The sequence below is a fragment of the Streptomyces sp. NPDC046866 genome (assembly GCF_040704625.1).
In the GTDB taxonomy this organism is placed as follows: domain Bacteria; phylum Actinomycetota; class Actinomycetes; order Streptomycetales; family Streptomycetaceae; genus Streptomyces.
In genome coordinates, this window is the sequence record NZ_JBEYXN010000015.1 from 45474 (window position 1) to 69009 (window position 23536).

18 protein-coding genes are annotated in these 23536 nt (G+C 73.3%); 6 read left to right on the forward strand and 12 right to left on the reverse strand.

The genetic code is table 11. The features are described from left to right. Positions 1-20: 20 nt before the first annotated feature. Complete coding sequence (locus AB0953_RS21735; RefSeq protein WP_366861161.1) at positions 21-368, reverse strand: darcynin family protein; 348 nt, start codon at positions 366-368, stop codon at positions 21-23. A gap of 123 nt (positions 369-491) precedes the next feature. Between AB0953_RS21735 and AB0953_RS21740 the strand changes: the two genes are divergently transcribed. Beyond that, positions 492-1256, forward strand: a complete 765-nt coding sequence (locus AB0953_RS21740) for a TetR/AcrR family transcriptional regulator (RefSeq protein ID WP_366861162.1) — start codon at positions 492-494, stop codon at positions 1254-1256. Positions 1257-1383: 127 nt separating this feature from the next. Here the strand turns inward: AB0953_RS21740 and AB0953_RS21745 are convergent, their stop codons facing one another. The 6 genes from AB0953_RS21745 to AB0953_RS21770 all read right to left on the reverse strand — a co-directional run bounded on the left by AB0953_RS21745 (position 1384) and on the right by AB0953_RS21770 (position 9783). Beyond that, on the reverse strand, positions 1384-2661 hold the full coding sequence (locus AB0953_RS21745) for a YncE family protein (protein WP_366861163.1): 1278 nt from the start codon (positions 2659-2661) through the stop codon (positions 1384-1386). 163 nt (positions 2662-2824) lie between these two features. Then, a complete protein-coding gene (locus tag AB0953_RS21750; protein WP_366861164.1) occupies positions 2825-3988 on the reverse strand; it encodes an XdhC/CoxI family protein in 1164 nt (387 codons plus the stop codon). 75 nt (positions 3989-4063) lie between these two features. Next, positions 4064-5527, reverse strand: a complete 1464-nt coding sequence (locus AB0953_RS21755) for an NCS2 family permease (protein ID WP_366861165.1) — start codon at positions 5525-5527, stop codon at positions 4064-4066. A 358-nt stretch (positions 5528-5885) separates the two neighbouring features. Next, entirely contained in the window at positions 5886-8285 is a 2400-nt protein-coding gene (pucD, locus tag AB0953_RS21760; RefSeq protein ID WP_366861166.1) for a xanthine dehydrogenase subunit D, read from the reverse strand. A gap of 2 nt (positions 8286-8287) precedes the next feature. Further along, positions 8288-8887 carry a (2Fe-2S)-binding protein gene (locus tag AB0953_RS21765; RefSeq protein WP_366861167.1) on the reverse strand — a complete coding sequence of 200 codons (600 nt, stop codon included), beginning with the start codon at positions 8885-8887 and terminating at the stop codon, positions 8288-8290. Between the two features lie 2 nt (positions 8888-8889). Further along, complete coding sequence (locus AB0953_RS21770; protein ID WP_366861168.1) at positions 8890-9783, reverse strand: xanthine dehydrogenase family protein subunit M; 894 nt, start codon at positions 9781-9783, stop codon at positions 8890-8892. A 253-nt stretch (positions 9784-10036) separates the two neighbouring features. Between AB0953_RS21770 and AB0953_RS21775 the strand changes: the two genes are divergently transcribed. Continuing rightward, positions 10037-11716: a PucR family transcriptional regulator ligand-binding domain-containing protein gene (locus AB0953_RS21775; protein WP_366861169.1), complete on the forward strand. Its 1680-nt coding sequence runs from the start codon at positions 10037-10039 to the stop codon at positions 11714-11716. A 170-nt stretch (positions 11717-11886) separates the two neighbouring features. After that, positions 11887-12648, forward strand: a complete 762-nt coding sequence (locus AB0953_RS21780; RefSeq protein WP_366861170.1) for a hypothetical protein — start codon at positions 11887-11889, stop codon at positions 12646-12648. Between the two features lie 44 nt (positions 12649-12692). On the opposite strand, the gene AB0953_RS21785 is transcribed toward AB0953_RS21780, so the two are convergent. After that, entirely contained in the window at positions 12693-13334 is a 642-nt protein-coding gene (locus tag AB0953_RS21785) for a GntR family transcriptional regulator (RefSeq protein WP_366861279.1), read from the reverse strand. 794 nt (positions 13335-14128) lie between these two features. Here AB0953_RS21785 and AB0953_RS21790 point away from each other — a divergent pair. After that, positions 14129-15190: a DUF2637 domain-containing protein gene (locus tag AB0953_RS21790; RefSeq protein ID WP_366861171.1), complete on the forward strand. Its 1062-nt coding sequence runs from the start codon at positions 14129-14131 to the stop codon at positions 15188-15190. 35 nt (positions 15191-15225) lie between these two features. On the opposite strand, the gene AB0953_RS21795 is transcribed toward AB0953_RS21790, so the two are convergent. The 3 genes from AB0953_RS21795 to AB0953_RS21805 form a co-directional block, all read right to left on the reverse strand. Beyond that, entirely contained in the window at positions 15226-15666 is a 441-nt protein-coding gene (locus tag AB0953_RS21795) for an ATP-binding protein (protein ID WP_366861280.1), read from the reverse strand. A 199-nt stretch (positions 15667-15865) separates the two neighbouring features. Beyond that, positions 15866-17608, reverse strand: a complete 1743-nt coding sequence (locus tag AB0953_RS21800; RefSeq protein ID WP_366861172.1) for a pyruvate dehydrogenase — start codon at positions 17606-17608, stop codon at positions 15866-15868. Positions 17609-17648: 40 nt separating this feature from the next. Continuing rightward, the gene (locus AB0953_RS21805; RefSeq protein WP_366861173.1) at positions 17649-19025 is read right to left on the reverse strand and encodes a protein phosphatase 2C domain-containing protein; all 1377 of its coding nucleotides are present in this window, start codon (positions 19023-19025) and stop codon (positions 17649-17651) included. A gap of 250 nt (positions 19026-19275) precedes the next feature. On the opposite strand from AB0953_RS21805, the gene AB0953_RS21810 reads away from it, so the two are divergent. Both AB0953_RS21810 and AB0953_RS21815 read left to right on the forward strand, forming a co-directional pair. Then, positions 19276-20256, forward strand: a complete 981-nt coding sequence (locus AB0953_RS21810; RefSeq protein ID WP_366861281.1) for a helix-turn-helix domain-containing protein — start codon at positions 19276-19278, stop codon at positions 20254-20256. Positions 20257-20508: 252 nt separating this feature from the next. After that, positions 20509-21753, forward strand: a complete 1245-nt coding sequence (locus AB0953_RS21815) for a beta-ketoacyl-ACP synthase II (protein WP_366861174.1) — start codon at positions 20509-20511, stop codon at positions 21751-21753. A gap of 483 nt (positions 21754-22236) precedes the next feature. Here AB0953_RS21815 and rsgA read toward each other — a convergent pair whose 3' ends face one another. Continuing rightward, entirely contained in the window at positions 22237-23349 is a 1113-nt protein-coding gene (gene rsgA / locus AB0953_RS21820; RefSeq protein WP_366861175.1) for a ribosome small subunit-dependent GTPase A, read from the reverse strand. Positions 23350-23536 lie beyond the last annotated feature (187 nt).

Here is a 23536-nt window from a genome sequence, read left to right on the forward strand (position 1 = left end):
GGCGCGGCCGGTCGTCCCGGTCAGCGGCCCGCCCCTGCGGCCAGGGCCTGCTCGTACCGGTGGAACCCGTCCTCGACCCCGAGGAAGACCTCCCCGAGGACGAGGTGGCCCTCGCTGAAGACGGGGGTGTCGCGCAGGGCCTCGACGAGGAAGTAGTAGGCGCCCAGGTCTTCGGTCTCCAGCACGACGAAGTCCGAGAAGCGGCCGTTGAACGCCTCCGCGTCGAAGAAGCGCGCCGTCACGCCGCGCTCGGCGTAGGCCGCGAAGAGCGGCTCCAGATGGGTCTCGCGCATCGCGTTGCGCTGCTCGCGGGTGAGGGCGAGCCAGCGCGGGGTGGCCGTGTAGGTGAGGACGATGCCGTACTTCATGGGAATCCCCCGGGGTGGAGTGGGAGCGCCTGCCGGTTTGCTAACACCGTTAACTTTCACCGCCAGGGTAAAGTGATAGGTGTTAACTTTGTCAAGGCCCGAGGAAGGCAGGCGAGTCGGCCCATGCCCAGCCCGTCCGACACGTCCGGCACGTCCAACACGGCGGGGACGGCGACGCCCGGGACGGGACCCCGTTCCGGCCGCCGGCACCGGGTGCGCGAGGAGGCGCTGGCGGAGATCCTGCGCACCGGTCGGCGGCTCCTGGTCGAGGAGGGGCCCGGCGCCGTGACGCTGCGGGCCATCGCCCGCGAGATGGGCATGACCGCGCCCGGCCTGTACCGCTACCACGCGGGCCACCGCGAGCTGGTCCAGGCGCTGGCCGCCTCGCTCTACGAGGAGCTGGCCGCGGCGCTGGCCGCCGCGCGGGATCGCCACCGGGGCGCCGGGCCAGGGCCGCAGCTGCGCGCGGTGTGCCGGGAGCTGCGGCGGTGGGCGCTCGCCCATCCCAAGGAGTTCGGGCTGCTGTTCGCCAAACCGGTCAGCGACGCCGACACCGCTCCGGGGACCGCCGCGCACGACTCCGGCTGGCGCTTCGGCGGTGTCGTCCTCGACCTCATGGTCCGGCTGTGGCAGGACGGCGGCGTCCGGCCGGCCGCCGGGCTCGACCCCGTCTGGGCGGCCCAGCTGGAGGAGGTGCGCGAGCACCTGTCCGGCGAGCCGGTGCCGCTGGAGGCCATCTACGTCTTCGTCGCCTGCTGGGCCCGCCTGTACGGGACGGTGGCCGTCGAGGTCTTCGGCCACCTCGACTTCGCCCTCACCGACCCCGAACCCCTCTTCGAGCAGTGCCTCGACGACATCCTGACCACCCTGGGCTCCCCACCGCCCTGACCACCCCCGCCCCACCGGACACCGGGCCCCGGCCCTCGCCGCCCGAAGCGGGGGTGGGCAGTACAGCCCCGCCGGCGTTCGAGGCGCGGGGTCTGGGGCGGAGCCCCAAGAGACCCGGCCCCGCCGGTCACCGGGTCGGGGGCGTCCAGTTCCGGGGGACGTGGGCCAGGCGGACGCGCTGGGGGTGGTCGCCCACCGGGACGGACACCCGCTTCGCGCCCGTGGCGAAGTCGATCGCCGTGACCCGGTCGGCCCCGCTCTCGGAGATCACGCACGCCGTGCCGTCACCGTTGACCGTGGCCCAGTACGGCTTGTCCGCCGGGACCAGGGGACCCTCGGTGAGGGTCGAGCGGTCCACGACCGTCGCATAGCCGTCCATCGTGCCGGCCACGCACAGCCGCGAGCCGTCCGGGCTCATGGACATCCCGTGGTGGCGGGAATCGTTGACCCAGGTCGTGCGGTCCGTGCTGGTGGCCGGGTTCTGCGGCAGCGTCTTGATCCGGGTGACCCGGTCCGCAGCCACGTCGTACTCCACGAAGCCGTTGAAGAACGACACCTGGAAGTACAGCTTCGCCTCGTCCGGGCCGAATGCCATCGGCCGCACCGCATCGGACAGGTCCGAGCGCCCGGCCGCGTCGAGCCGCTCCCGCATGTCGATCACCCGGACCGGCCGGAAGGTCTGCGCGTCCACGACCGTGATCTTGCGGTCGCCCTTCGTCCAGTCCAGCCAGGGCGCGTCCAGAGCCGAGGTGACGTCCCCGATGGAGCTGTTCCACAGGTAGCGCCCGTCCCGGCTGAAGGTGTTCTCGTGCGGCTTGTCCCCGGTGGGGAAGGAGCCGACCTGGCGGCCGGTGGCGATGTCCAGGACGTGCACGGTGTTGGCGGTGGACGCCGAGACGGCGACGCGGGTGCCGTCCGGCGAGACCGCCATGTGGTCGGAGCGGTAGCCGGCCACCGGGAAGCGCCAGTTGATCCGCCCGGTCGTCACGTCGATGGAGACGACGTCCGCGAAGCTGGGCCGGGAGGCGACGACGGCGGATCCGTCCGGGGTGGTGTACATGTCGTCGACGAACTGGTCGTGGCCCTCGCCGGCGGCGGCCCGGATGCCCAGGAAGTAGCCGAGCCTGACGGGGTTGAGGTAGATCTCCCTCAGCCGCTCCTCCTTGTCGGGGATCATGTTCATCCGGCCGAGCCGCTCCATGTTCCCCGTGGAGGCCAGCACGTCGGCGGTGCCCTCCCAGTTGTTCCCGACGAGCAGCACCTCCCGCAAGGGCGAGCCCCCGGACCCAGCCGCCGGGCCGGCCGCCGGTCCCGGCGCCGGGCCGGCCGCCAGCGTGGCCGCGGCCAGCGCGCACACGGCGAGCAGCGTACGGACGGGGGTGCGTGCGGTCGCGGTCCGGGACATCCGCTCAACTCCGTTACGGGAAGGCGCTGTTACCGGCCGGTAAAATAGGGCCAATGCCAAGAGGGCGCAAGCCTCACGGCTGCGCCCTCTTTCACGGTCCCGGCTGCTGCGGTGCGCCCCGGTCAGTCCTGAGGTGCTCCCGCCCCGGCCCCGCCGGCCCCCTTCAAGCGACCGAGCCGATCCTGTCGATCACGGTGTTCGAGGTGTCGGGGTGGATCGGGATGTGCGCGCCGGTCAGGGCGGCGCCCGAGCCGCCGCGGCGGTTGGCGACGATCTCGGCGGCGATGGACAGCGCGGTCTCCTCCGGGGAGCGGGCGCCGAGGTCCAGGCCGATCGGGGAGCGCAGGCGGGCGATTTCGAGCTCGCTCACGCCGACCTCGCGCAGCCGCCGGTTGCGGTCCTCGTGGGTGCGGCGCGATCCCATGGCGCCGACGTACGCGACGGGGAGCTTCAGGGCGAGCTCGAGGAGCGGGACGTCGAACTTGGCGTCGTGGGTGAGCACGCACAGGACGGTCCGGCCGTCCACCGATCCCTGGGACGCCTGCGCCTCCAGGTAGCGGTGCGGCCAATCGACGACGATCTCGTCCGCCTCGGGGAAACGGTTCTTCGTGGCGAACACGGGCCGTGCGTCGCACAGCGTCACGTGGTAGCCGAGGAACTTGCCGATCCGCACCAGGGCGGAGGCGAAGTCGATCGCCCCGAAGACGATCATCCGGGGCGGCGGAACGCTGGACTCGACCAGCACCTTCAGCGGCTCTCCGCAGAGCCGGCCGTCCGCGCCGATCTCCAGGACGCCGGTCTTCCCGGCGTCGAGCATGGCGCGGGCCTCCTCGGCGATGGCCCGGTCGAGCTCGGGGTGGCCGCCGAAGCCGCCCTCGAAGCCGCCTTCGCCGCGGACGAGCACGACGCGGCCCTTGAGCTCGGCCGGGCCCTGCGCGATCCGAGCCACCGCGGCCGCCTCGCCGCGGGCCGCCGCGGCCAGCGCGGCCTCGAACACCTCCCGGGCCGGCGAGGCGGCGTGGACCGGGGTGACCAGGATGTCGATGATGCCGCCGCAGGTCAGACCCACGGCGAAGGCGTCGTCGTCGCTGTAGCCGAAGCGCTCCTGGACGGTCTCGCCGTCCTCCAGCGCCTGCCGGCACAGCTCGTACACCGCGCCCTCCACGCATCCGCCGGAAACCGAGCCGATGGCCGTGCCCTCGCTGTCGACGGCGAGCGCGGCTCCGGGCTGCCGGGGCGCGCTCCCGCCGACCGCCACGACGGTGGCGACTGCGAAATCACGTCCCTGCTCGACCCACCGGTTCAGTTCTTCGGCGATGTCCAGCATTGCGGCCTCCTCGGAGAGGTTCGGATTCCAGTATCGGATGCGTGGAGGGTCAGGTATCGATCACGCCTGACCGGCTTACTTCACCCCGAGCCACGCCTCGATCGGGTGGAGGGCGAAGAAGATCAGGAAGACGACGGTCAGCACCCACATGAAGGCGCCGATCTCGCGGGCCTTGCCCTGGGCGACCTTGATGGCCACGTACGAGAGGACACCGGCGGCGACGCCCGGCGTGATCGAGTACGTGAAGGGCATGATCACCACGGTCAGGAAGACCGGGATGGCGGTGGCGCTGTCGGCCCAGTCCACGTGGCGGGCGTTCTGCATCATCATCGCGCCGATGACCACCAGCGCCGCGGAGGCGACCTCACCCGGGACGATCTGCGTGATCGGGGTGAAGAAGAGGCAGGCGGCGAAGAGCAGGCCGCTGACGACGGAGGCGAGGCCCGTGCGGGCGCCCTCGCCGACGCCGGTGGCGGACTCGACGAAGACCGTCTGGCCGGAGCCGCCGGTCAGACCGCCGATGGCACCGCCGGCACCGTCGATGAACAGGGCCTTGGACAGGCCCGGCATGCGGCCCTTGTCGTCGGCGAGCTTGGCCTCGGTGCCGACGCCGATGATGGTGGCCATCGCGTCGAAGAAGCCGGCCAGCACCAGGGTGAAGACGATCATGCCGACGGTCATGACGCCGACGTCGCCCCAGCCGCCGAACTCGACCTTGCCGAAGAGCGAGAAGTCGGGCATCGAGACGGCCGAGCCCTCCAGGACCGGGGCGCCGTTGCGCCAGGCCTTGGGGTCGATGTCCGCGACGGCGTTCAGGACGGCGGCGAGGACGGTGCCGCCGACGATGCCGATCAGGATGGCGCCGGGGATCTTGCGGGCCTGCAGCATGAAGATGGTCAGCAGGGTGACGCAGAAGATCAGGACGGGCCAGCCGGCGAGCTCGCCGATGGAGCCGAGCTGGACCGGGGGACCGAACTCGGAGCCCTTGCCGACGAAGCCGGCCTTCACGAGACCGATCAGGGCGACGAACATGCCGATGCCCATGGTGATCGCGTGCTTGAGCGCGAGCGGGATCGCGTTCATGATCATCTCGCGGAGACCGGTGACGACCAGGAGACAGATCACGACGCCGTACATGACGCACATGCCCATGGCCTGCGGCCAGGTCATCTGCGGGGCGACCTGCGAGGAGATCACGCCGGAGACGGAGAGTCCGGCGGCGAGCACGAGCGGGACCTTGCCGATGAAGCCCATGAGCAGCGTGGTCAGGGCGGCGGCGAAGGCGGTGGCCGTGATCAGAGCCTTCTGGCTCATGGTGTCTCCGGCGACGTCCTTGCCGGAGAGGATCAGCGGGTTGAGCAGGAGGATGTACGCCATCGCCATGAAGGTCGTGACGCCGCCACGAATCTCATTGCCGATGTTCGACCCTCTATGGGTGATGTGAAAGTACCGGTCGAGCCAAGAACGCCCGGCGGGGTTGAGAGAGCCGTCGCCGGCTTCTTCCGCGGTGGTCTTGGGCTCCACAGACGACTGGGTCATGGTGCCTAACTCCCAAGGTTCAAAGGGGCACCCGCATGGAGATTGGGGATCGCGGGATTTGGGAAATGCCGTTCGGCTGCACGACCCGGGGTGACGGCCCGAGGCGACGCGAATTGCTTACTGCGTGTACTGCGGGTACTGCGGGGGTACTGCGGTACTGGTGACGGCGCCGGGGTACCGGTACTGCCGGTGCTGCTGGTGGGGGTACTGCCGGGGGCGGGAACCGCGAGCGGGGCGGTGGTCGCGCCCCGGACTTCGAGCTCCGGGCGGTGTGGCTGAAAGTGTGACGTTCCGGTGTCACACCGCCCGGAGAGTCCGGTGTCCGGGGGCCGCCGTGCGGCCCCCGGAGGACGCCGTCCTAGAGGGTGCCGGTGAGGGCTTCCGGACGGATCGGCGTCTTGTTGAGCTCCAGGCCGGTCGCCTGCCGGATCGCCGCGAGGACGGCCGGGGTGGACGACAGGGTCGGGGCCTCGCCGAGACCGCGCAGGCCGTAGGGCGCGTTCGGGTCGGCGAGCTCCAGGACGTCGACCGGGATGGTCGGGGTGTCGAGGATGGTCGGGATCAGGTAGTCCGTGAAGGAGGGGTTGCGCACCTTCGCGGTCTTCGGGTCCACGATGATCTCCTCCATGACGGCCACGCCGAGGCCCTGGGTGGTACCACCCTGGATCTGGCCGACCACGGAGAGCATGTTGAGCGCCTTGCCCACGTCCTGGGCGGTCGCCAGCTCGACGACCTTGACGAGGCCGAGCTCGGTGTCCACCTCCACGACCGCGCGGTGCGCGGCGAAGGTGTACTGGACGTGGCCGTCGCCCTGGCCGGTGACCAGGTCGAACGCGACGGTCGGGCGGTGGCGGAACTCGAGTTCGAGGTCGATCGCCTCGTCCTCGAGGATGTCGGCGATGTCCGCGAGGACCTCGCCGGCGTCGGTGACAACCTTGCCGCCCTCCAGGAGGAGCTCCGCGTGGGCCCACGCCGGGTGGTAGGAGCCGTTCTTGCGGCGGCCCATCTCCAGCAGCGCCTCGCGCACGGCCTCACAGGTGTTCTTCACCGCGCCGCCGGTCATGTACGTCTGCCGCGAGGCGGACGTGGAGCCGGCGGAGCCGACCTGGGTGTCGGCCGGGTGGATGGTGACCTGGGTGACGCCGAGCTCCGTACGGGCGATCTGGGCGTGCACGGTGACACCGCCCTGGCCGACCTCCGCCATGGCGGTGTGGACCATCGCGACGGGCTCGCCGTTGATGACCTCCAGGCGCACGCGGGCGGTGGAGTAGTCGTCGAAGCCCTCGGAGAAGCCGACGTTCTTGATGCCGACCGCGTAGCCGACGCCGCGGACGACGCCCTCGCCGTGCGTGGTGTTGGACAGGCCGCCCGGCAGGGCGCGCAGGTCCGCGGCCTCGCCGGCGGTCTCCCACTGGCGCTCCGGCGGGAGCGGGCGCTCCTTGACGCGGCGCAGCAGCTCGGCGACGGGCGCCGGGGAGTCCACGACCTGGCCGGTGGGCATGATCGTGCCCTGCTCCATGGCGTTGAGCTGGCGGAACTCGACCGGGTCCATGCCCAGCTTCGCCGCGAGCTTGTCCATCTGGGCCTCGTACGCGAAGCAGGCCTGGACGGCGCCGAAGCCGCGCATGGCGCCGCACGGCGGGTTGTTCGTGTAGAGGGCGATGGCCTCGATGTCCACGTTGTCGATGACGTACGGGCCCACCGAGAGGGAGGACGCGTTGCCGACGACGGCCGGGGAGGCGGAGGCGTAGGCACCGCCGTCGAGCACGATCCGGCACTTCATGTGCGTGATCTTGCCGTCCTTGGTGGCGCCGTGCTCGTACCAGAGCTTCGCCGGGTGGCGGTGCACGTGGCCGAAGAAGGACTCGAAGCGGTTGTAGACCATCTTGACCGGCTTGTTGGTCGCGAGGGCCAGCAGGCAGGCGTGGATCTGCATCGAGATGTCCTCGCGGCCGCCGAAGGCGCCGCCGACGCCGGACAGCGTCATGCGGACCTTCTCCTCGGGCAGGCCGAGGACCGGGGCGATCTGCTTGAGGTCCGAGTGCAGCCACTGGGTGGCGACGTAGAGGTCGACGCCGCCGTCCTCGCCGGGCACGGCCAGGCCGGACTCGGGGCCGAGGAAGGCCTGGTCCTGCATGCCGAAGGTGTACTCGCCGGTGACGATGACGTCGGCCTTCTTGGCCGCCGCGTCCGCGTCGCCGCGGATGATCGGCTGGCGGTGCACGATGTTCTGGTGCGGAACGTGGCCGGAGTGGTGGTCGTCGCGGCCGGGGTGGATCAGGATCGCGTCCTCGGCGAGGGCGGAGGCCTCGTCCGTGACGAGCGGGAGCTCCTTGAAGTCGATCTTGATCTTGGCGGCGGCGCGCCGGGCGGTCTCCGGGTGGTCGGCCGCCACGAGGGCGATCGGCTCGCCGTGGTGGCGTACCCGGCCGTTGGCCAGGACGGGGGTGTCCTGGATCTCGAGGCCGTAGTTCTTCATCTCCGCCGGCAGGTCCGCGTACGTGAGCACGGAGTACACGCCGGGCATGGCGAGCGCCTCGGAGATGTCGATGCTCTCGATCTCGGCGTGGGCGATCGGGCTGCGCAGGGTCTGGCCCCACAGCATGTCCTCGTGCCACATGTCCGAGGAGTACGCGAACTCGCCGGTGACCTTCAGGGTGCCGTCCGGGCGGAGCGTGGACTCGCCGATGCCGCCCTTGGCGTGCTTCTGGGTGACGTTGGTCGGCGTACCGGAGGGCGCGGTGCGGGTGTTGGCCATGGTCAGACCGCCTCTCCCTGGCGGGCGGCCGCCAGGCGGACCGCGTCGAGGATCTTCTCGTAGCCCGTGCAGCGGCAGAGGTTGCCGGACAGGGCCTCACGGATGTCCTGGTCGGACGGGGACGGGTTGCTCTCGAGCAGCGCGTCGGCCTGGACCAGCAGACCCGGGGTGCAGAAACCGCACTGGACCGCGCCGGCGTCGATGAACGCCTGCTGGATGTTGGAGAGCTCCACGCCCTCACCGGTCTGGGAGTCGGTGCCCTTGGCGGACCACTGCTTGGCCTCGTCGGTGGAGACGCCCTTGGCGCCGCCGCACGCCCCGGTGCCGCAGGAGTGGCCGTGCTCCTCGCGCTGCCTGGCGAAGTCGGCCAGACCCTCGACGGTCACGACGTCGCGGCCCTCGACCTGGCCGGCGGCGACCAGACAGGAGCAGACCGGCACGCCGTCGAGGCGTACGGTGCAGGAACCGCACTCGCCCTGCTCGCAGGCGTTCTTCGAGCCGGGCAGGCCCAGGCGCTCGCGCAGGACGTAGAGGAGGGACTCGCCCTCCCAGACGTCGTCGGCTTCCTGCGGGCGGCCGTTGACAGTGAAATTGACGCGCATGGTTACGCAGCCCCTTCAAGCGAGCGGCCGTTCGTGCCGCGGTACTGCTCCCACGTCCAGACGAGCTGGCGGCGAGCCAGGATGCCGACCGCGTGACGGCGGTACTTCGCCGTGCCACGGACGTCGTCGATCGGGTTGCACGCGCCGGAGGCGAGCTCACCGAACTGCTTGGCGATCGACGGGGTGATGACCTTGCCGCTGTCCCAGAAGCCGCCCTCTTCGAGGGCGGCGTTCAGGAACTCCTCGGCGGCCTTCGCCCGGACCGGGGTCGGGGCGGCGGAACCGATGCCCGTGCGCACGGTGCGGGTGTCGGGGTGCAGGGCGAGGCCGAAACCGCACACCGCGATGACCATCGCGTTGCGGGTGCCGACCTTCGAGTACTGCTGGGGGCCCGTCGCGTTCTTGATGTGCACCGTCTTGATGAGCTCGTCGGCGGCGAGCGCGTTGCGCTTGACGCCGGTGTAGAACTCGTCGATCGGGATCAGGCGCGAGCCGCGGACGGACTCGACCTCGACCTCGGCGCCGGCGGCGAGGAGGGCGGGGTGGGAGTCACCGGCGGGCGAGGCGCAACCGAGGTTGCCGCCGACGCCGCCGCGGTTGCGGATCTGCGGGGACGCGACCGTGTGCGAGGCGAGCGCGAGACCCGGCAGCGTGCCGCGCAGGTTCTCCATGATCTGGGTGTACGGGACGGAGGCGCCGAGCTTGGTGACCTCCTCGCCTACCTCCCACTCCCGCAGCAGTTCGATGCGGTTGAGGTCGAGGAGGTACTCCGGACGGCGGTGGTCGAAATTGATCTCGACCATGATGTCGGTGCCACCCGCAATCGGCACAGCTGTGGGGTACTCGGCCTTGGCGGCGAGTGCCTCCTCCCAGCTGGCGGGGCGAAGGAAGTCCATGTGCGGCTCTCTTCTTGTAATCGGGTCGTTCACTTCAAGCCAGGAGGCCGAAGGGCCCTCGACTGGACGTTCACGTGCTGTTAACGCGGTGTGGAGCCAGTACACAAGCCCCGCCTCCCTCGGGTGCAGTCACCGAAACCATGAAGGAGTTGGCTGGCTGCCTCCCTCGTCTTGTAGATTCGTATGAAAGGCAGGATGCAACGACCTGCCCGATTTCCAACGGCAACATTCGAGACAGATCGGCGGCGACACCATGCGGCTTCGCGCACTGCTGGAAACCGAGGCGCTGGGGCTGCGGCTGCTGGGCGGCGAGGAAGAACTCGACCGGACGGTCCGCGGCGTCATGACGACCGACCTGAGGGATCCCAGCCGATACCTCACCGGGGGCGAACTCGTCCTCACTGGCCTGGCGTGGCGAAGAAATTCAGCCGACTCCGAGCCGTTCGTACGAATCCTTGCGAGCGCGGGTGTGGCCGGCCTCGCGGCGGGCGAGGCGGAGCTGGGAGACATCCCGGACGATCTCGTTTCGGCCTGCCGGCGCAACCGGCTCCCGCTGTTCGCCGTGAACGAAGACGTTGCATTCGCCACGATCACCGAGTACGTGGTGAGGCAGGTCTCCGGAGAGCGCGCGGGCGATCTCGCGGCCGTGGTCGACCGCCACCGCCGCCTGATGACCTCGGGCCCCGCCGGCGGCGGGCCGGACGTGGTGCTCGATCTGCTCACCACCGACCTCGATCTGCGTGCCTGGGTGCTGTCCCCCACAGGCCGGCAGATCGCCGGAGCGGGCGAACCCCTGGCGCCGGGCATCTGTGCGGCACTGGCCGGCGAGCACCTCGCAGCGGTCCGCACCGGGCGCAGGGGCCCGCACCGGATCTCCATCCAGGGTATTACCTACTCCCTCTTCCCGATCAGGGGAGCGGGGCGCGGCCCGGGCGGTCCGGGCGGCCGTGACGTGCGCGAAAGCGTCCTGTCGGACTGGCTGCTGGCCGTCGAGGCCGACGCGGGCGACTGGCCCGCGGAGCGCCTGGACCTGCTGCAGGGCGTGACCCAGCTGATCGCCGTCGAGCGGGACCGGCGCGACGCCGCCCGCACGGTGCGCCGCCGTCTGGCGCAGGAGGTGCTGGAGCTGGTCCAGACGGGTGCCCCGCCCGCCGAGATCGCCGCCCGCCTGCGGGTCGCGGCGCCGGTGCTGCTGCCCGGGCTGGGCACCGCCCCGCACTGGCAGGTCGTCGTGGCCCGGGTGGACTGGGAGGGCGGGGACATTCCCGGCGGCCCGGTGGCCCAGTCGCTGCTGGAGGAGATCCTGGTCGACCCGTCCGTCTCGGGGCCGGAGCCCTCGGACCGGATCGCGGTCGCCCACGCCGGGGACGAGGCCATCGCGCTCGTCCCGCTGCCGGCGGCGCCCGGCGAGGCCGGCGAGGACCGGGGCCCGGAGGCCGCCCTGCACGCCGACGTGCTGCTCTCCTCCGTGCGCGAGCCGCTGCAGGCGGGCCTGGCCGACGACGGCCGGCTCACCCTGGGCGTGAGCGCCGCCGTGTCCTCCGCCGAGGGGCTGCGCGGTGCGCTGGAGGAGGCCCGGCACGCCCGCCGGGTCGCCGCGGCCCGCCCGGGCCGGGTGTGCGCGGCCGGCCACCACGAGCTGGCCTCGCACGTGCTGCTCCTGCCGTTCGTGCCGGACGACGTCCGCCGGGCCTTCACGGCCCGGCTGCTGGACCCGCTGCGGGACTACGACCGGCGCCACCGCGCCGAGCTGATCCCGACGCTGGAGGCGTTCCTCGACTGCGACGGCTCCTGGACGCGGTGCGCGACCCGGCTCCACCTGCACGTCAACACGCTGCGTTACCGGGTCGGGCGAATCGAGCAGTTGACGGCGCGGGACCTGTCCCGCCTGGAGGACAAGCTCGACTTCTTCCTGGCACTGCGCATGAGCTGAGGAGTTCCGGCCAAGGGGGCCGAAGCGGGCCCTGACGAGGTGTCCGGACTTTGTGAAAGAGTTCACCCGACCCCTTGGCCGGAGCAGCCGATCCGTGCTCTCATTTCGCCCCAGGGCTCAACGACGTGCTGCTTGGTTGCTTTGGGGAGGGCAATGTGGCGGAGACCGCCATGTCCGGCACCGGAACCACCGGGGGAGACGACCCCCTCCAGCGGGCGATATGGCGGCTGCGGTCGCGCGGTTGTTGGACCGACGCGGCAGCCCTTCTGACGCCCCGCCAGGACGACCCCGCAGCGGCCGTGCAGCGGACCGCGCTGCTGGTCGAGCGGTGCCTGTTCACGGGGCAGGGCTGGGCGGAGGCGGAGGACGCGCTGCGGGTCGCGGAGGCGGTGGCCGGTGACGACGACGAGCGGGGCGCGGCCGCGTGCGAGCGCGGCCAGCTGGCCTACGCCGCCACGGTGCTCGGCGTACGGGACCGGGCCGACGAGGCCCGCTCCGCCCTCGGCCGCGCCGCGGCGCTGCTGTCCCCCGACTCGCGGACCCGGCCGCTGCTGGACTTCCGGCGGGGCCTGGTCGCCGAGCACCTCGGCGACGCCCCGCAGTCCGCACGGCCCGCGTACCGGCGCGCCCACGCCGGAGCCGCCACCCACGGGGACACGCTGCTGCTGTCCTTCACCTGGCGGCACCTGGCCGCACTCGCGCTGCGGGACGGGGAGGTCGCCGAGGCCCGCAAGGGCTTCGCGGAGTCCCTGCGGATCCGGGAGGAGCTGGGGTTCCTGATCGGCACGGCGCCCGCGCTGGCGGCGCTGGCCGAGGTGGAGCCGGAGCCGGAGGCCGGCCGGCTGCGCGCCGAGGCCCGGCGGCTGTTCCACCTGCTGGGCGGGATCCCGACCTGGCTGGAGGACCGCCTCCACCCGGCCCCGGCCACCTGACCGCTTCCGCGGGGGCACGGGCGGCCGGGCGGGGCGAGCCGGCTTCAGAAGACGGTGAAGTGGGCGTGCGCCAGACCCTCGGCCCGGCACAGGTCGCCGGCGATGAGCGCCTCCAGGAGGGACGTGTGCTCCGCGGCGTCCTCGACCAGGCCCGCGGGGCTGGTGCGCGGCGCGCCGGGGAGCGGCCACTGGGAGCGCCGGTGGAGTTCCCCGGCCACCTCGACCAGCTGTTCGTTCCCGCCGAGGGAGAGCACCGCGCGGTGGAAGGCCCGGTCGGCGTCCGCGTACCGCGCGAGGTCGCCGGCGGCCGCGGCCTCGGCGGTGGCGGCCGCCGCGGGCCGCAGGGCGGTCCAGGCCTCGGCGGGGAGCGTACGGGCCAGCCGCAGCAGGACCGGGACCTCCAGCAGGGCGCGGACCTCCAACAGCTCGCCGTGGGCGCGCGGCGTACGGGCCAGGACGCGGAAGCCGCGGTTGGGCAGGCACTCCACGGCGCCCTCGAGCGCCAGCTGCTGCATCGCCTCGCGCACGGGCGTGGCGGAGACGCCGAAGCGCTCCCCGAGCGCCGGGCCGGAGTAGATCTCCCCCGGTACCAGCTCGCCGTCGACGAGCGCCGCGCGCAGCGCGTCGAGCACCTGGCGGCGCACGGAATGGCGCAGCACCTTCTGCGTCGGGATCAGCGCCGACACCCCGGTGGGGGCCGCTTCGCGCACTCGGTCCTCCTGATGGGTTCGGGCCTGTCGGGAGAATAGTTGAACAGGCCAGCGAAGTGGGGGGAAGGCGGCGCAGGTCACGCCCGCCCCGGCGGCCGGGCACCCGCCCTGGCCCGGTGGCCTCCACCGCGGCAAGCCGGCCCCGGCGCCCCGACCGGCCCTCCCGCCCCGCGACCGGACCACCCGGGCGCCCCGCCGCCGACGGACCCGAACCGGACGCCACCCCGACCCGCGACCGGACCACCCCGGCCACCGGCTTCGCGCTGCGCCGCGTCCTGCCCCGGCTGCCCGCGGCCGGGGCCCTTCCACCGGCCTCCGGACCCCCGGCCGCGGGAGCGGGCGGGGCCAACGTGCGCGCCCTGCGGCGCGGCCGGAGTGCTCCGTGTGCGGCACGGTGACGGACGAGCCCGCCGCGGGCCGTCGCCGGGTCGGTGGCGCCCCGGCCGGCCCCCGGGCCCGTACGCCGGGGAGGGTGGCCGCCTCGGCGGGCGGCGGCCGTGCCGGCCGCTCCACCCGCATCCGGCGGAACGACACGGTACGGGCCGACCGGCACATCCACTCCTTCGCCGAGCGAACCCACCCGTCCTGATGACCACAATCGAACGCAACTCCCATGGATCGAGCGGGAGTTCGACTCACAACACCCTATCCGGCGGGCCCCACCCCCCGATGGCGTCCACTTGCTCCGAAACCCGCATGCCGAGGCGATCTCCTGCGCCACCATGGCCCCGGTAGGCCGCATACGCGAGGCAAAGGCAAGGGACATCCGCATGAGACTGACCGACATATCGCTGGACTGGCTGCTGCCCGGCAGCCTGTTGATCCTGGGCGTACTTGCGGCAGTTGCGGTACTGGCCCGGGGCAAGCGCGAGGGCGACAAGGCCGCGGCCGACGACTCCTGGGAACGCAGCGAGGAGCGCAGGCGGCGCAAGGAGGCCGTCTACGGAACCGCCTCCTACGTGCTGCTCTTCTGCTGCGCGGCGGTGGCCGCCGCGCTCTCCTTCCACGGACTGGTCGGCTTCGGCCGGCAGAACCTCAACCTCTCCGGCGGCTGGGAGTACCTGGTCCCCTTCGGCCTCGACGGCGCCGCCATGTTCTGCTCGGTGCTCGCCGTCCGCGAGGCCAGCCACGGCGACGCGGCCCTCGGCTCCCGCATGCTGGTCTGGCTCTTCGCGGGCGCGGCGGCCTGGTTCAACTGGGTCCACGCCCCGCGGGGCATGGGCCACGACGGCGCCCCGCAGTTCTTCGCCGGCATGTCGCTCTCGGCGGCCGTCCTGTTCGACCGGGCGCTGAAGCAGACCCGGCGGGCCGCACTGCGCGAGCAGGGCCTGATCCCGCGCCCGCTCCCGCAGATCCGCATGGTCCGCTGGCTGAGGGCGCCCCGGGAGACCTTCGGCGCATGGTCGCTCATGCTGCTGGAGGGCGTCCGCACCCTCGACGAGGCCGTCGAGGAGGTGCGCGAGGACAAGCGGGAGAAGGAGCAGGACCGCCACCGCCGGCGCGACCAGAACCGGCTCAACCGGGCGCGCCTCAAGGCGCTGGGCCGGCAGAACCGGGCCTTCGGCCGCTCCCGCGGCCGCCAGGTCGACCTGCCGGGACTGACCTCAGCAGCGGGCTCCGCGCCGGCCGGCGCGGAGCCGGCCATAGTCGAGCAGGTACAGCTGCCCGCTTCGCGCCCCCGCCGCTCCCTGCAGGCCGTGAGCGGACCGGACACCGCTGAGGTGACCGGCCCGCGCACCGTCGACCTGACCGCCGAGGACGACACGCAGACCATCCCCCGACTCGACTCACTGGAGCGCAAACTCAAGGACCTGGAGCAGCAGTTCGGCTGAGCAGAACCCCTGCCCCGCCCCGGAGGGCCCGCCCGTCAGGCGGGCCCTCCGTCGTGGCCCGGGCCCGTGTCTCCGGCCCCGTCGAAGGCCCCGAAGGCCCCGTCCAGCTCGAACCACACCACCTTGCCCCCGCCCGGCGCGACCGCGTCCACGCCCCATGCGTCGGCGAGCCCCTGCACCAGCACCAGCCCGCGGCCGTGCGTACCGTCGTCGGCGGTCGGTACGTACGGCCGGATCCGGCCCGCTGCGTAGTCCCGGACCTCCACCCGCAGCCTCGTCGGAGTGAGGGTCGCGGCCACCTCCGCGCCCTGGTCGGTGTGGACGAGGGCATTGGTGACCAGTTCTGTGATCAGGAGCTCGGCCACCTCGGCGGTGTCGCTGCGGCACCGGTGGCGCATCAGCTCCCGCAGCGCCTTGCGGACCTCGCCCACGGCCTTCAGGTCCGCCCGGCGCACGCTGCGGGTGATCGCCCGCACCGGCTGCCCCGCCGCTCCCGGCGCCCCCGCCGAGGCCTGTGGCGTCCCCGACGGCTCCCGCGCCACGGGTCGGCCTCTCCTCGACGGCTTCCCGGTCTTCGCCCCCACCCGCACGGCGATGTACCTCCCCCGTGTCCCACTGCTCTCGAACAGGTCTCCGGGATGCATGCCCGCCGGGGCATTCCGCACTCCTGCGGGGTTACGGACGGGGCACGTTGCGCAGATTGGATCGAGCCATCTGGATCATCCGGCCCACTCCGCCGTCCAGCACGATCTTGCTGGCCGACAGTGCGAAACCGGTCACCATCTCGGCGCTGATCTTCGGTGGAATGGACAGTGCATTGGGGTCGGTGACCACGTCCACCAGGGCGGGCCCCCTGTGCTTCAGCGCATCCTTCAAAGCGCCGCTGAGCTGCTTGGGCTTCTCCACGCGCACCCCGTACGCGCCCGCCGCGCGGGCGATGGCCGCGAAATCCGGGTTGTGGTTCGTGGTTCCGTACGAAGGAAGGCCGGAAACCAGCATCTCCAACTCGACCATTCCGAGCGATGAGTTGTTGAACAGGACTACTTTGACGGGCAGGTCGTACTGCACCAGGGTGAGGAAATCTCCCATCAGCATCGAGAAACCCCCGTCACCCGACATCGACACCACTTGACGTCCGCGGTCGGTGAACTGCGCCCCGATCGCCTGCGGGAGGGCATTGGCCATGGAGCCGTGGCTGAACGACCCGATGATGCGGCGTCGGCCGTTCGGGGAAAGATAACGCGCCGCCCACACATTGCACATGCCGGTGTCGACGGTGAACACGGCGTCCTCGTCCGCCAGTTCGTCGAGGACGGCGGCGACGTACTCCGGGTGGATCGGGGTGTGCTTCTCCACCTTCCGCGTGTACGCCCTGACCACGCCCTCCAGGGCGTCGGCGTGCTTCTTGAGCATGCGGTCCAGGAAGCGGCGGTCCGCCTTGGGCCGTACGCGGGAGTTCAGCGCGCGCAGGGTGGCCCGTACGTCGCCCCAGACGGCCAGGTCCAGCTGCGAGCGGCGCCCGAGGTGCTCGGGGCGGATGTCCACCTGGACGATCTTCACGTCGTCCGGCAGGAACGCGTTGTACGGGAAGTCGGTGCCCAGCAGGATCAGCAGGTCGCACTCGTGCGTGGCCTCGTAGGCGGCGCCGTAGCCGAGCAGCCCGCTCATGCCCACGTCGTACGGATTGTCGTACTGGATCCATTCCTTGCCGCGCAGGGCGTGCCCGACGGGGGCCTTGACCAGGCCCGCGAACTCCATGACCTCGGCGTGCGCGCCGGCGGTGCCGCTGCCGCAGAAGAGCGTGACCCGCTCGGCGTCGTCGACCAGCCGGACCAGCCGGTCGATCTCCTCGTCGCCCGGCCGGACCGTGGGCCGGGAGGTGACGAGGGCGTGCTCGACCGGCTTGTCGGGGGCGGGCAGGGCGGCGATGTCGCCAGGCAGGGAGACCACGCTGACCCCGCTGCGGCCGACGGCGTGCTGGACGGCCGTCTGCAGCAGCCGGGGCATCTGGCGCGCGTTGGAGATCAGCTCGCTGTAGTGGCTGCACTCGCTGAACAGCCGGTCGGGGTGGGTCTCCTGGAAGTAGCCGAGGCCGATCTCGCCGGAGGGGATGTGCGAGGCGAGGGCGAGGACGGGGGCCATGGAGCGGTGGGCGTCGTACAGCCCGTTGATCAGGTGCAGGTTGCCGGGCCCGCAGGAGCCGGCGCAGGCGGCCAGGGTGCCGGTGATCTGGGCCTCGGCGCCGGCCGCGAACGCGGCGGTCTCCTCGTGGCGGACCTGGATCCAGTCGATGCCGCCGGTGCGGCGGATCGCGTCGACGACGGGGTTCAGGCTGTCGCCGACGACCCCGTAGACGCGGCGGACGCCCGCCCGGACGAGGATGTCGACGAACTGCTCCGCCACGTTCTGCTTGGCCATGGGTCCATCCACGCACGGCCGGGCGGATCGCGCCTGTCGGTTACGCCTCCCAGACGGCGGCGGCCGTGCGGTCGTCGGCGTAGCCCTTGACGCGGAGCTGGGTGTCGGCGAGGAAGGCGGCGAGGCCCGGCGGCTCCCCTGCGGACCAGCGGGCGGCGAGCTCGGCCGGGAGCAGCGCCTCCTCGCGCATCGGGTCGGCCAGCCCGCCGGAGCAGAGCAGCAGGGTGTCGCCGGGCCGGGCGACGGCCGCCCGGAAGCGGAAGCCGGCGCCGGGGGCCGGGCCGGGGGCGGCGGGGTCAGCGGGGTCGGCGGGCCCGGATGCCGGTTCGGCGGACCCGGATGCCGGTTCGGCGGACCCGGCCTGCCCGGCCGGTTCCAGGTCCTGCCAGTGGCCGTCCCGCAGCCGGAACAGCCCGCCGGGACCCGCGCCGAAGCAGACCCGGGTCCGGCACTCGGGGTCGATCGGCAGCAGCAGGACGCGCAGCCCGGCGGTGTACGCGTCCTCCGGGTGGCCGAGTTCGGCGGCGCGGGCCCGCAGCCGGCCGTAGGCGCGGTCGGTGAGCCGCTGGAGCCCGGAGCGCAGGGCGTCGCGGCGGCCGGCCCGGATGTCGTCGGCGAGCCGCTGCCGGCTGCGGCCGATGGAGGCGGCGACCCACCGGGACACCTCGGCCGCGGCTTCGGCGGCCCCGGCGGCCGCGCGGTCACCGCCGGCCAGCGCCACCAGGACCAGGGCGTCGTCGCCGCCGCCGAAGCGGGCGGTGAGCAGGAAGTCCCGGCGGGCCTCGGCGCGGTAGCGGGCGGAGTCGCCGCGCACCGAGGCGGCGCGCAGGGTGAACGCCCCGTGCCGGGCGCCCTCCAGGACGGTGTCCGCGACCAGCTCGTCGAGTGCGTCCGGCTCGGCCGCCGGCAGCCCCCCGGGCTCGGCGGCGTAGGTGGGCGCGCGGTCCCCGAGGTACTGCACCGCGGGCCGGTCCGGGACGGGCGGGGCCGGTGGCGCGGGCGGTTCGGCGGGAGCGGGCGGCACGGGCGGCACGGTCACACGCCCCAGCCCGTACCCGGTGGCCCCGGCCTCCCGCGGATCCCGGGGCCCGGAGACCGGCGGGGGCGCAGGTGCGGGCGGCGCCGGCCCCGGGTCGGGCCCCCGGTCCGGCTGCTGGGGGATGAGCGGCCGGCGGGGCGTTTCGCCCTCCGGCCCTGCTCCGGGCCGCCACGGCGGGGCGACGGGCGGCTCGGCGGGCGGGGCCGGGGGCGGGGGCAGCGGCGGTGCCACGGCGGGTGCCGCCCCCTGCGGCGGGGTCGTCAGGGAGGCCGCCGAGTGGTAGCGGCTTTCCAGCGTGTCCCCCGGGTCGGGCGGCGGGACCGCTTCCGGTTCCTCGTACAGCTTCTGCCACCAGTCGTCCGCGCCCTGCTGACTCATGCGCCCATTCTCCGCCCGGCCCCGCGCCGGAGAACGCGGAATACACGAAATGGGCTCCCCCCGCCCCACCCCCAGGTGACCCCCGCCCGCCTCCGCCGAACACCCCGCCGGACGACGAACCTCCGTGCGACGTGGGGCTCGCCTTGGCAGAGGGGCGGGAGGTGCGGTGATATGGGCGCGGCGGGTTCGCGCCGTGGCCGTTTCCCGCCCGCGGAAGGGCATGCCGTGGCGAGAGGTGGGGGTGGACGGGTTGCTGAACGCGATAGGCCTGGACGAGGGCCAGGAGTCGGCGTACCGCGCGCTGGTCGCGCTGGGGGCGGCGGAGGTGCCGGATCTCGCGCACCGCCTGGCCCTCCCGGTGCCGCAGACCGAGCGGGCCCTGCGCCACCTGGAGCGGCACGGCCTGGCGGCGCAGTCCTCGGCGCGGCCGGGGCGCTGGGTCGCGGCCCCGCCCGGGGTGGCCCTGGGGGCGCTGCTGACCCAGCAGCGGATCGAGCTGGAGCAGGCCGAGCAGGCGGCGGAGCTCTTGGCCCGGGAGTACCGCGGGGAGGCCGCGGAGTCGGCGGTGCACGACCTGGTGGAGGTGGTGACGGGCGCGAGCGCGGTCGCGCACCGCTTCCACCAGATCCAGCTGGGCGCCGCCCGCGAGGTCTTCGCCCTGGCCAGCGCCCGGCCGCTGGTGGTGTCGGGCATGGAGAACGAGCCGGCCGAGGAGCAGGCCGCCGTACGGGGCGTCGCGTACCGGGTGGTGATCGAGCGGGACGTGCTGGCCCTGCCCACCGGCATCCGGGAGGCGTCGACGGCGCTGGCGCGCGGCGAGCGGGTACGGGTGACGCACCGGGTCCCCACCAGCCTGGTGATCGCGGACCGGGCCCTGGCGATGGTCCCCCTCACGGCGCGCGGCACGGAGCCGGCGGCCCTCGTCGTCCATGCGTCGGGGCTGCTGGAGTCGCTGGTCGGGCTGTTCGAGGCGGTGTGGCGGGAGGCGATGCCGCTGCGGCTGGGGGCGACCGGGGCGCCGGAGGAGTCGGGCGGCGTGCCGGACGCCACGGACCTGGAGATCCTGACGCTGCTGCTGGCCGGGATGACGGACGCCAGCGTGGCCAAGCACCTGGAGCTCGGCCTGCGCACGGTGCAGCGGCGGGTGAAGGGCCTGATGGAGCTGGCCGGGGTGACGACCCGGCTCCAGTTGGGCTGGCACGCGTACGAACGGGGCTGGGTGGCCCGGTAGCACCTGCTCGGGCACGCTGAGCGCCTGGATCTGCCCCGTCTGATCCCGGTGGGGCTGGTCCGGTTGCCGCGTGGGCGGGGACGGCCGTGGTCGGCCGAGGGGCGGTCGACGCGGCGCCTTCCATGGCCGAACCCTACAAATTGACGATCATGAATCGATGGATCACCCTGCCCCTATCACCCGTATTCCCTTGGCACAGTGGACACACGAGCAGTCCGAACGACTGTGGAATGACCACAAGGGGGATCTGTCATGGGTACGGCTATCGGCACGGGTATCGGTACCGGCACCACCGGCGTTTCCGTCACCGGCCTGGGGGCCACCACCCCGCTCGGCGGCGATGCCACGACGACCTGGCAGGCGATGCTGCGCGGCGAGAACGGGATCCGCGCGCTGGAGGAGGAGTGGGCCGCCGCGCTCCCGGTGCGCATCGCCGGACGGGTGCGCCAGGATCCGGCGGAGGCGCTGGACCGGGTGCAGGCGCGCCGCATGGACCGGTGCGAGCAGCTGGCGCTGGTCGCGGCCCGCGAGGCGTGGGCCGATGCGGGGCGGCCGGAGGTGGAGCCGGAACGGCTCGCCGTGGTGATCGGGACCGGGACCGGCGGGGCGCTGACCCTGCTCGGGCAGGACGACGTCCTGGAGGCCTCGGGCGTACGGAAGGTCTCCCCGCACACCGTGCCGATGCTGATGGCGAACGGGCCGGCGGCCTGGGTCTCCATCGAGCTCGGCGCGCAGGGCGGGGCGCACACCCCGGTCAGCGCCTGTGCCTCCGGCGGTGAGGCCTTGGCCCTCGCGCTGGACCTGATCCGGCTCGGCCGGGCCGACGTGGTCGTGGCCGGCGGAACGGAGGCCTGCGTGCACCCGCTGCCGCTGGCCGGGTTCGCCCAGGCCCGGTCCCACTCGACGCGCAACGACGACCCGGCGGCCGCCTCCCGCCCCTTCGACGCCGGCCGCGACGGCTTCGTCATCGGCGAGGGCGCCGGGCTGGTCGTGCTGGAGCGGGCGGAGTTCGCGGCGGCGCGGGGGGCGCGGGTGTACGCGCAGCTGGCCGGGGCCGGGGTGACTTCGGACGCCCACCACATCACGGCCCCGCACGCGCCGGGCCAGGTACGGGCGGTGCGGGCGGCACTGGCGGCGGCCGGGCTCGGCCCCGCCGACGTCGCGCTCGTGCACGCGCACGCGACGTCGACGCCGGCGGGCGACCTGGTGGAGGCGCGGTCGATCGCCGAGGCGGTGGGCACGCATGCGGCGGTGACGGCGACGAAGTCCATGACGGGGCACCTGTTCGGGGCGGCGGGGGCCGTCGGGGCCATTGCCGCGGTGCGGGCGGTGTACGAGGGGGTGGTCCCGGCGGTCCGGAACCTGGAGGTCCCGGACCCGGAGATCGGCCTGGACGTGGTCGCGGGCGCGCCGCGGCGCATGGCGGTGCCGGCGGCACTGGCGAACGCGTTCGGCTTCGGCGGCCACAACGCCGCCCTCCTGTTCACCGCGGCCTGAGCCCGCTGCGGCGCACCCCTCGCGCGGGGCCGCCTCCACCGGCCTCGCGCCGGGCCCCGGACCCCGTCCGCCGCCCTGCCGAGCGGGCGCGCGCGGGGCCCGGGCCGCGGGTGCGGCCTTCCCCTGCGGGCGGGCCGCTGCGCGGGGCCGCTCCCCTACCCGCCCTTCCCCCGTTCCCCGGGACTCCGCCCCGGCCCCCGGCCTGCCGCGCCGACCCCGGTTCCGCGCGCTCCGCGCCCGGCGCGCTCAAACGCCGCGCGGGCTGAAATCACCCCTGCCGGCGCCTGATACGTCCGTGCACGGGCCCCCCACCACCGCCGGCGCTCGAGGCACGGAGCCCCGACCTTCCAGCCCCGCCGGCGTTTGAGGCGCGGGGTCGGGCGGAGCCCGGGGAAGGGCGGTAGGGGACCGGGCCCGGGCAGCGGCGTGCCCGGCCGCCCCCGGCCCGAGAGGCGGCGGGGCAGGGGCGGCGGGCGGAGCCCGTCAGGAGTGGTTGCCGCGCTTGGCCGCATAGTTGGCGCGGCCCACGGCGGACTTCAGGCGCCAGTCCCGGCGGATCTCGGCCCGCAGCCGCGCATCCGTCTTGGCGACGATCCGCTGGTTCTCCCGCAGCAGCTTGCGGTAGCTGTCCAGGCGGCGCTGCGGCAGCGCCCCGGACTCGACCGCGTCCAGCACCGCACACCCCGGCTCCGCCTCATGGGCGCAGTCGTGGAACCGGCACTCGGCGGCGTACTCCTCGATCTCGGAGAAGGCCTGCCCGACCCCGGTCTCGGCGTCCCAGAGCCCGACGCCGCGCAACCCGGGGGTGTCGATGAGGACGCCGCCGCCCGGCAGGGCGAGCAGGTTGCGCGTGGTCGTGGTGTGGCGGCCCTTGCCGTCGACCTCGCGCGTGGCCTGCACCTCCATGACGTCCGCGCCGAGCAGCGCGTTGGCGAGCGTGGACTTGCCGGCTCCGGAGATGCCGAGGAGCACGCTCGTCCCGTCGGCGACGACCGCCGCGAGGACGTCGGTGCCCTCCCCGGTGAGCGAGGAGACGGTGAGCACCTGCACGCCCGGCGCCGCGGCCTCCACGTCCTGGACCAGGTACGACAGCGACACCGGGTCCGGTACGAGGTCGGCCTTGGTCAGGACGACCAGCGGCTGCGCCCCCGACTCCCATGCGAGCGCCAGGAAGCGCTCGATGCGGCCGAGGTCCAGCTCGACGGCGAGCGAGACGGCGATGATCGCGTGGTCGACGTTGGCGGCGAGGATCTGCCCCTCCGAGCGCTGCGAGGAGGTGGAGCGCACGAAGGCGGTGCGGCGCGGCAGGTACGCCTTCACGTAGCGCGGGTTGCCGGCTGCTTCCACGGCCGCCCAGTCGCCGGTGCAGATGACGCGCAGCGGGTCGTGGGGCGTGACGAAGGCGGTGTCGGCGTGGACGATGCCGTCCGCGGTCATGACGTCGCACCGGCCGCGGTCCACGCGGACCACCCGGCCGGGCAGCAGGCCCTGTGCCGCGTACGGTGCGAACTCGGCCTCCCAGGCCGCGTCCCAGCCGAGGCCGGCGAGCGGGAAGGAAGAAGAAGAGGGGGAAGAGGGAGAAAGCGGGAGAGACAAGGGGGACCCTTCGAAGGGTGGCCCCGGCAGCGGCGCGCAGTGGCGCGCGGGAAGTGGTGTGAGGTCAGCCGGAGACCACGGAAGTGACATTGATGGTCTTCTGGATGCGGGCAGCACCCTGCTCAGCGACAGTCATCAATGAACTCACCTCCTGGTCGTACAACGGTCCGACGGCTCCGCCCGGTTC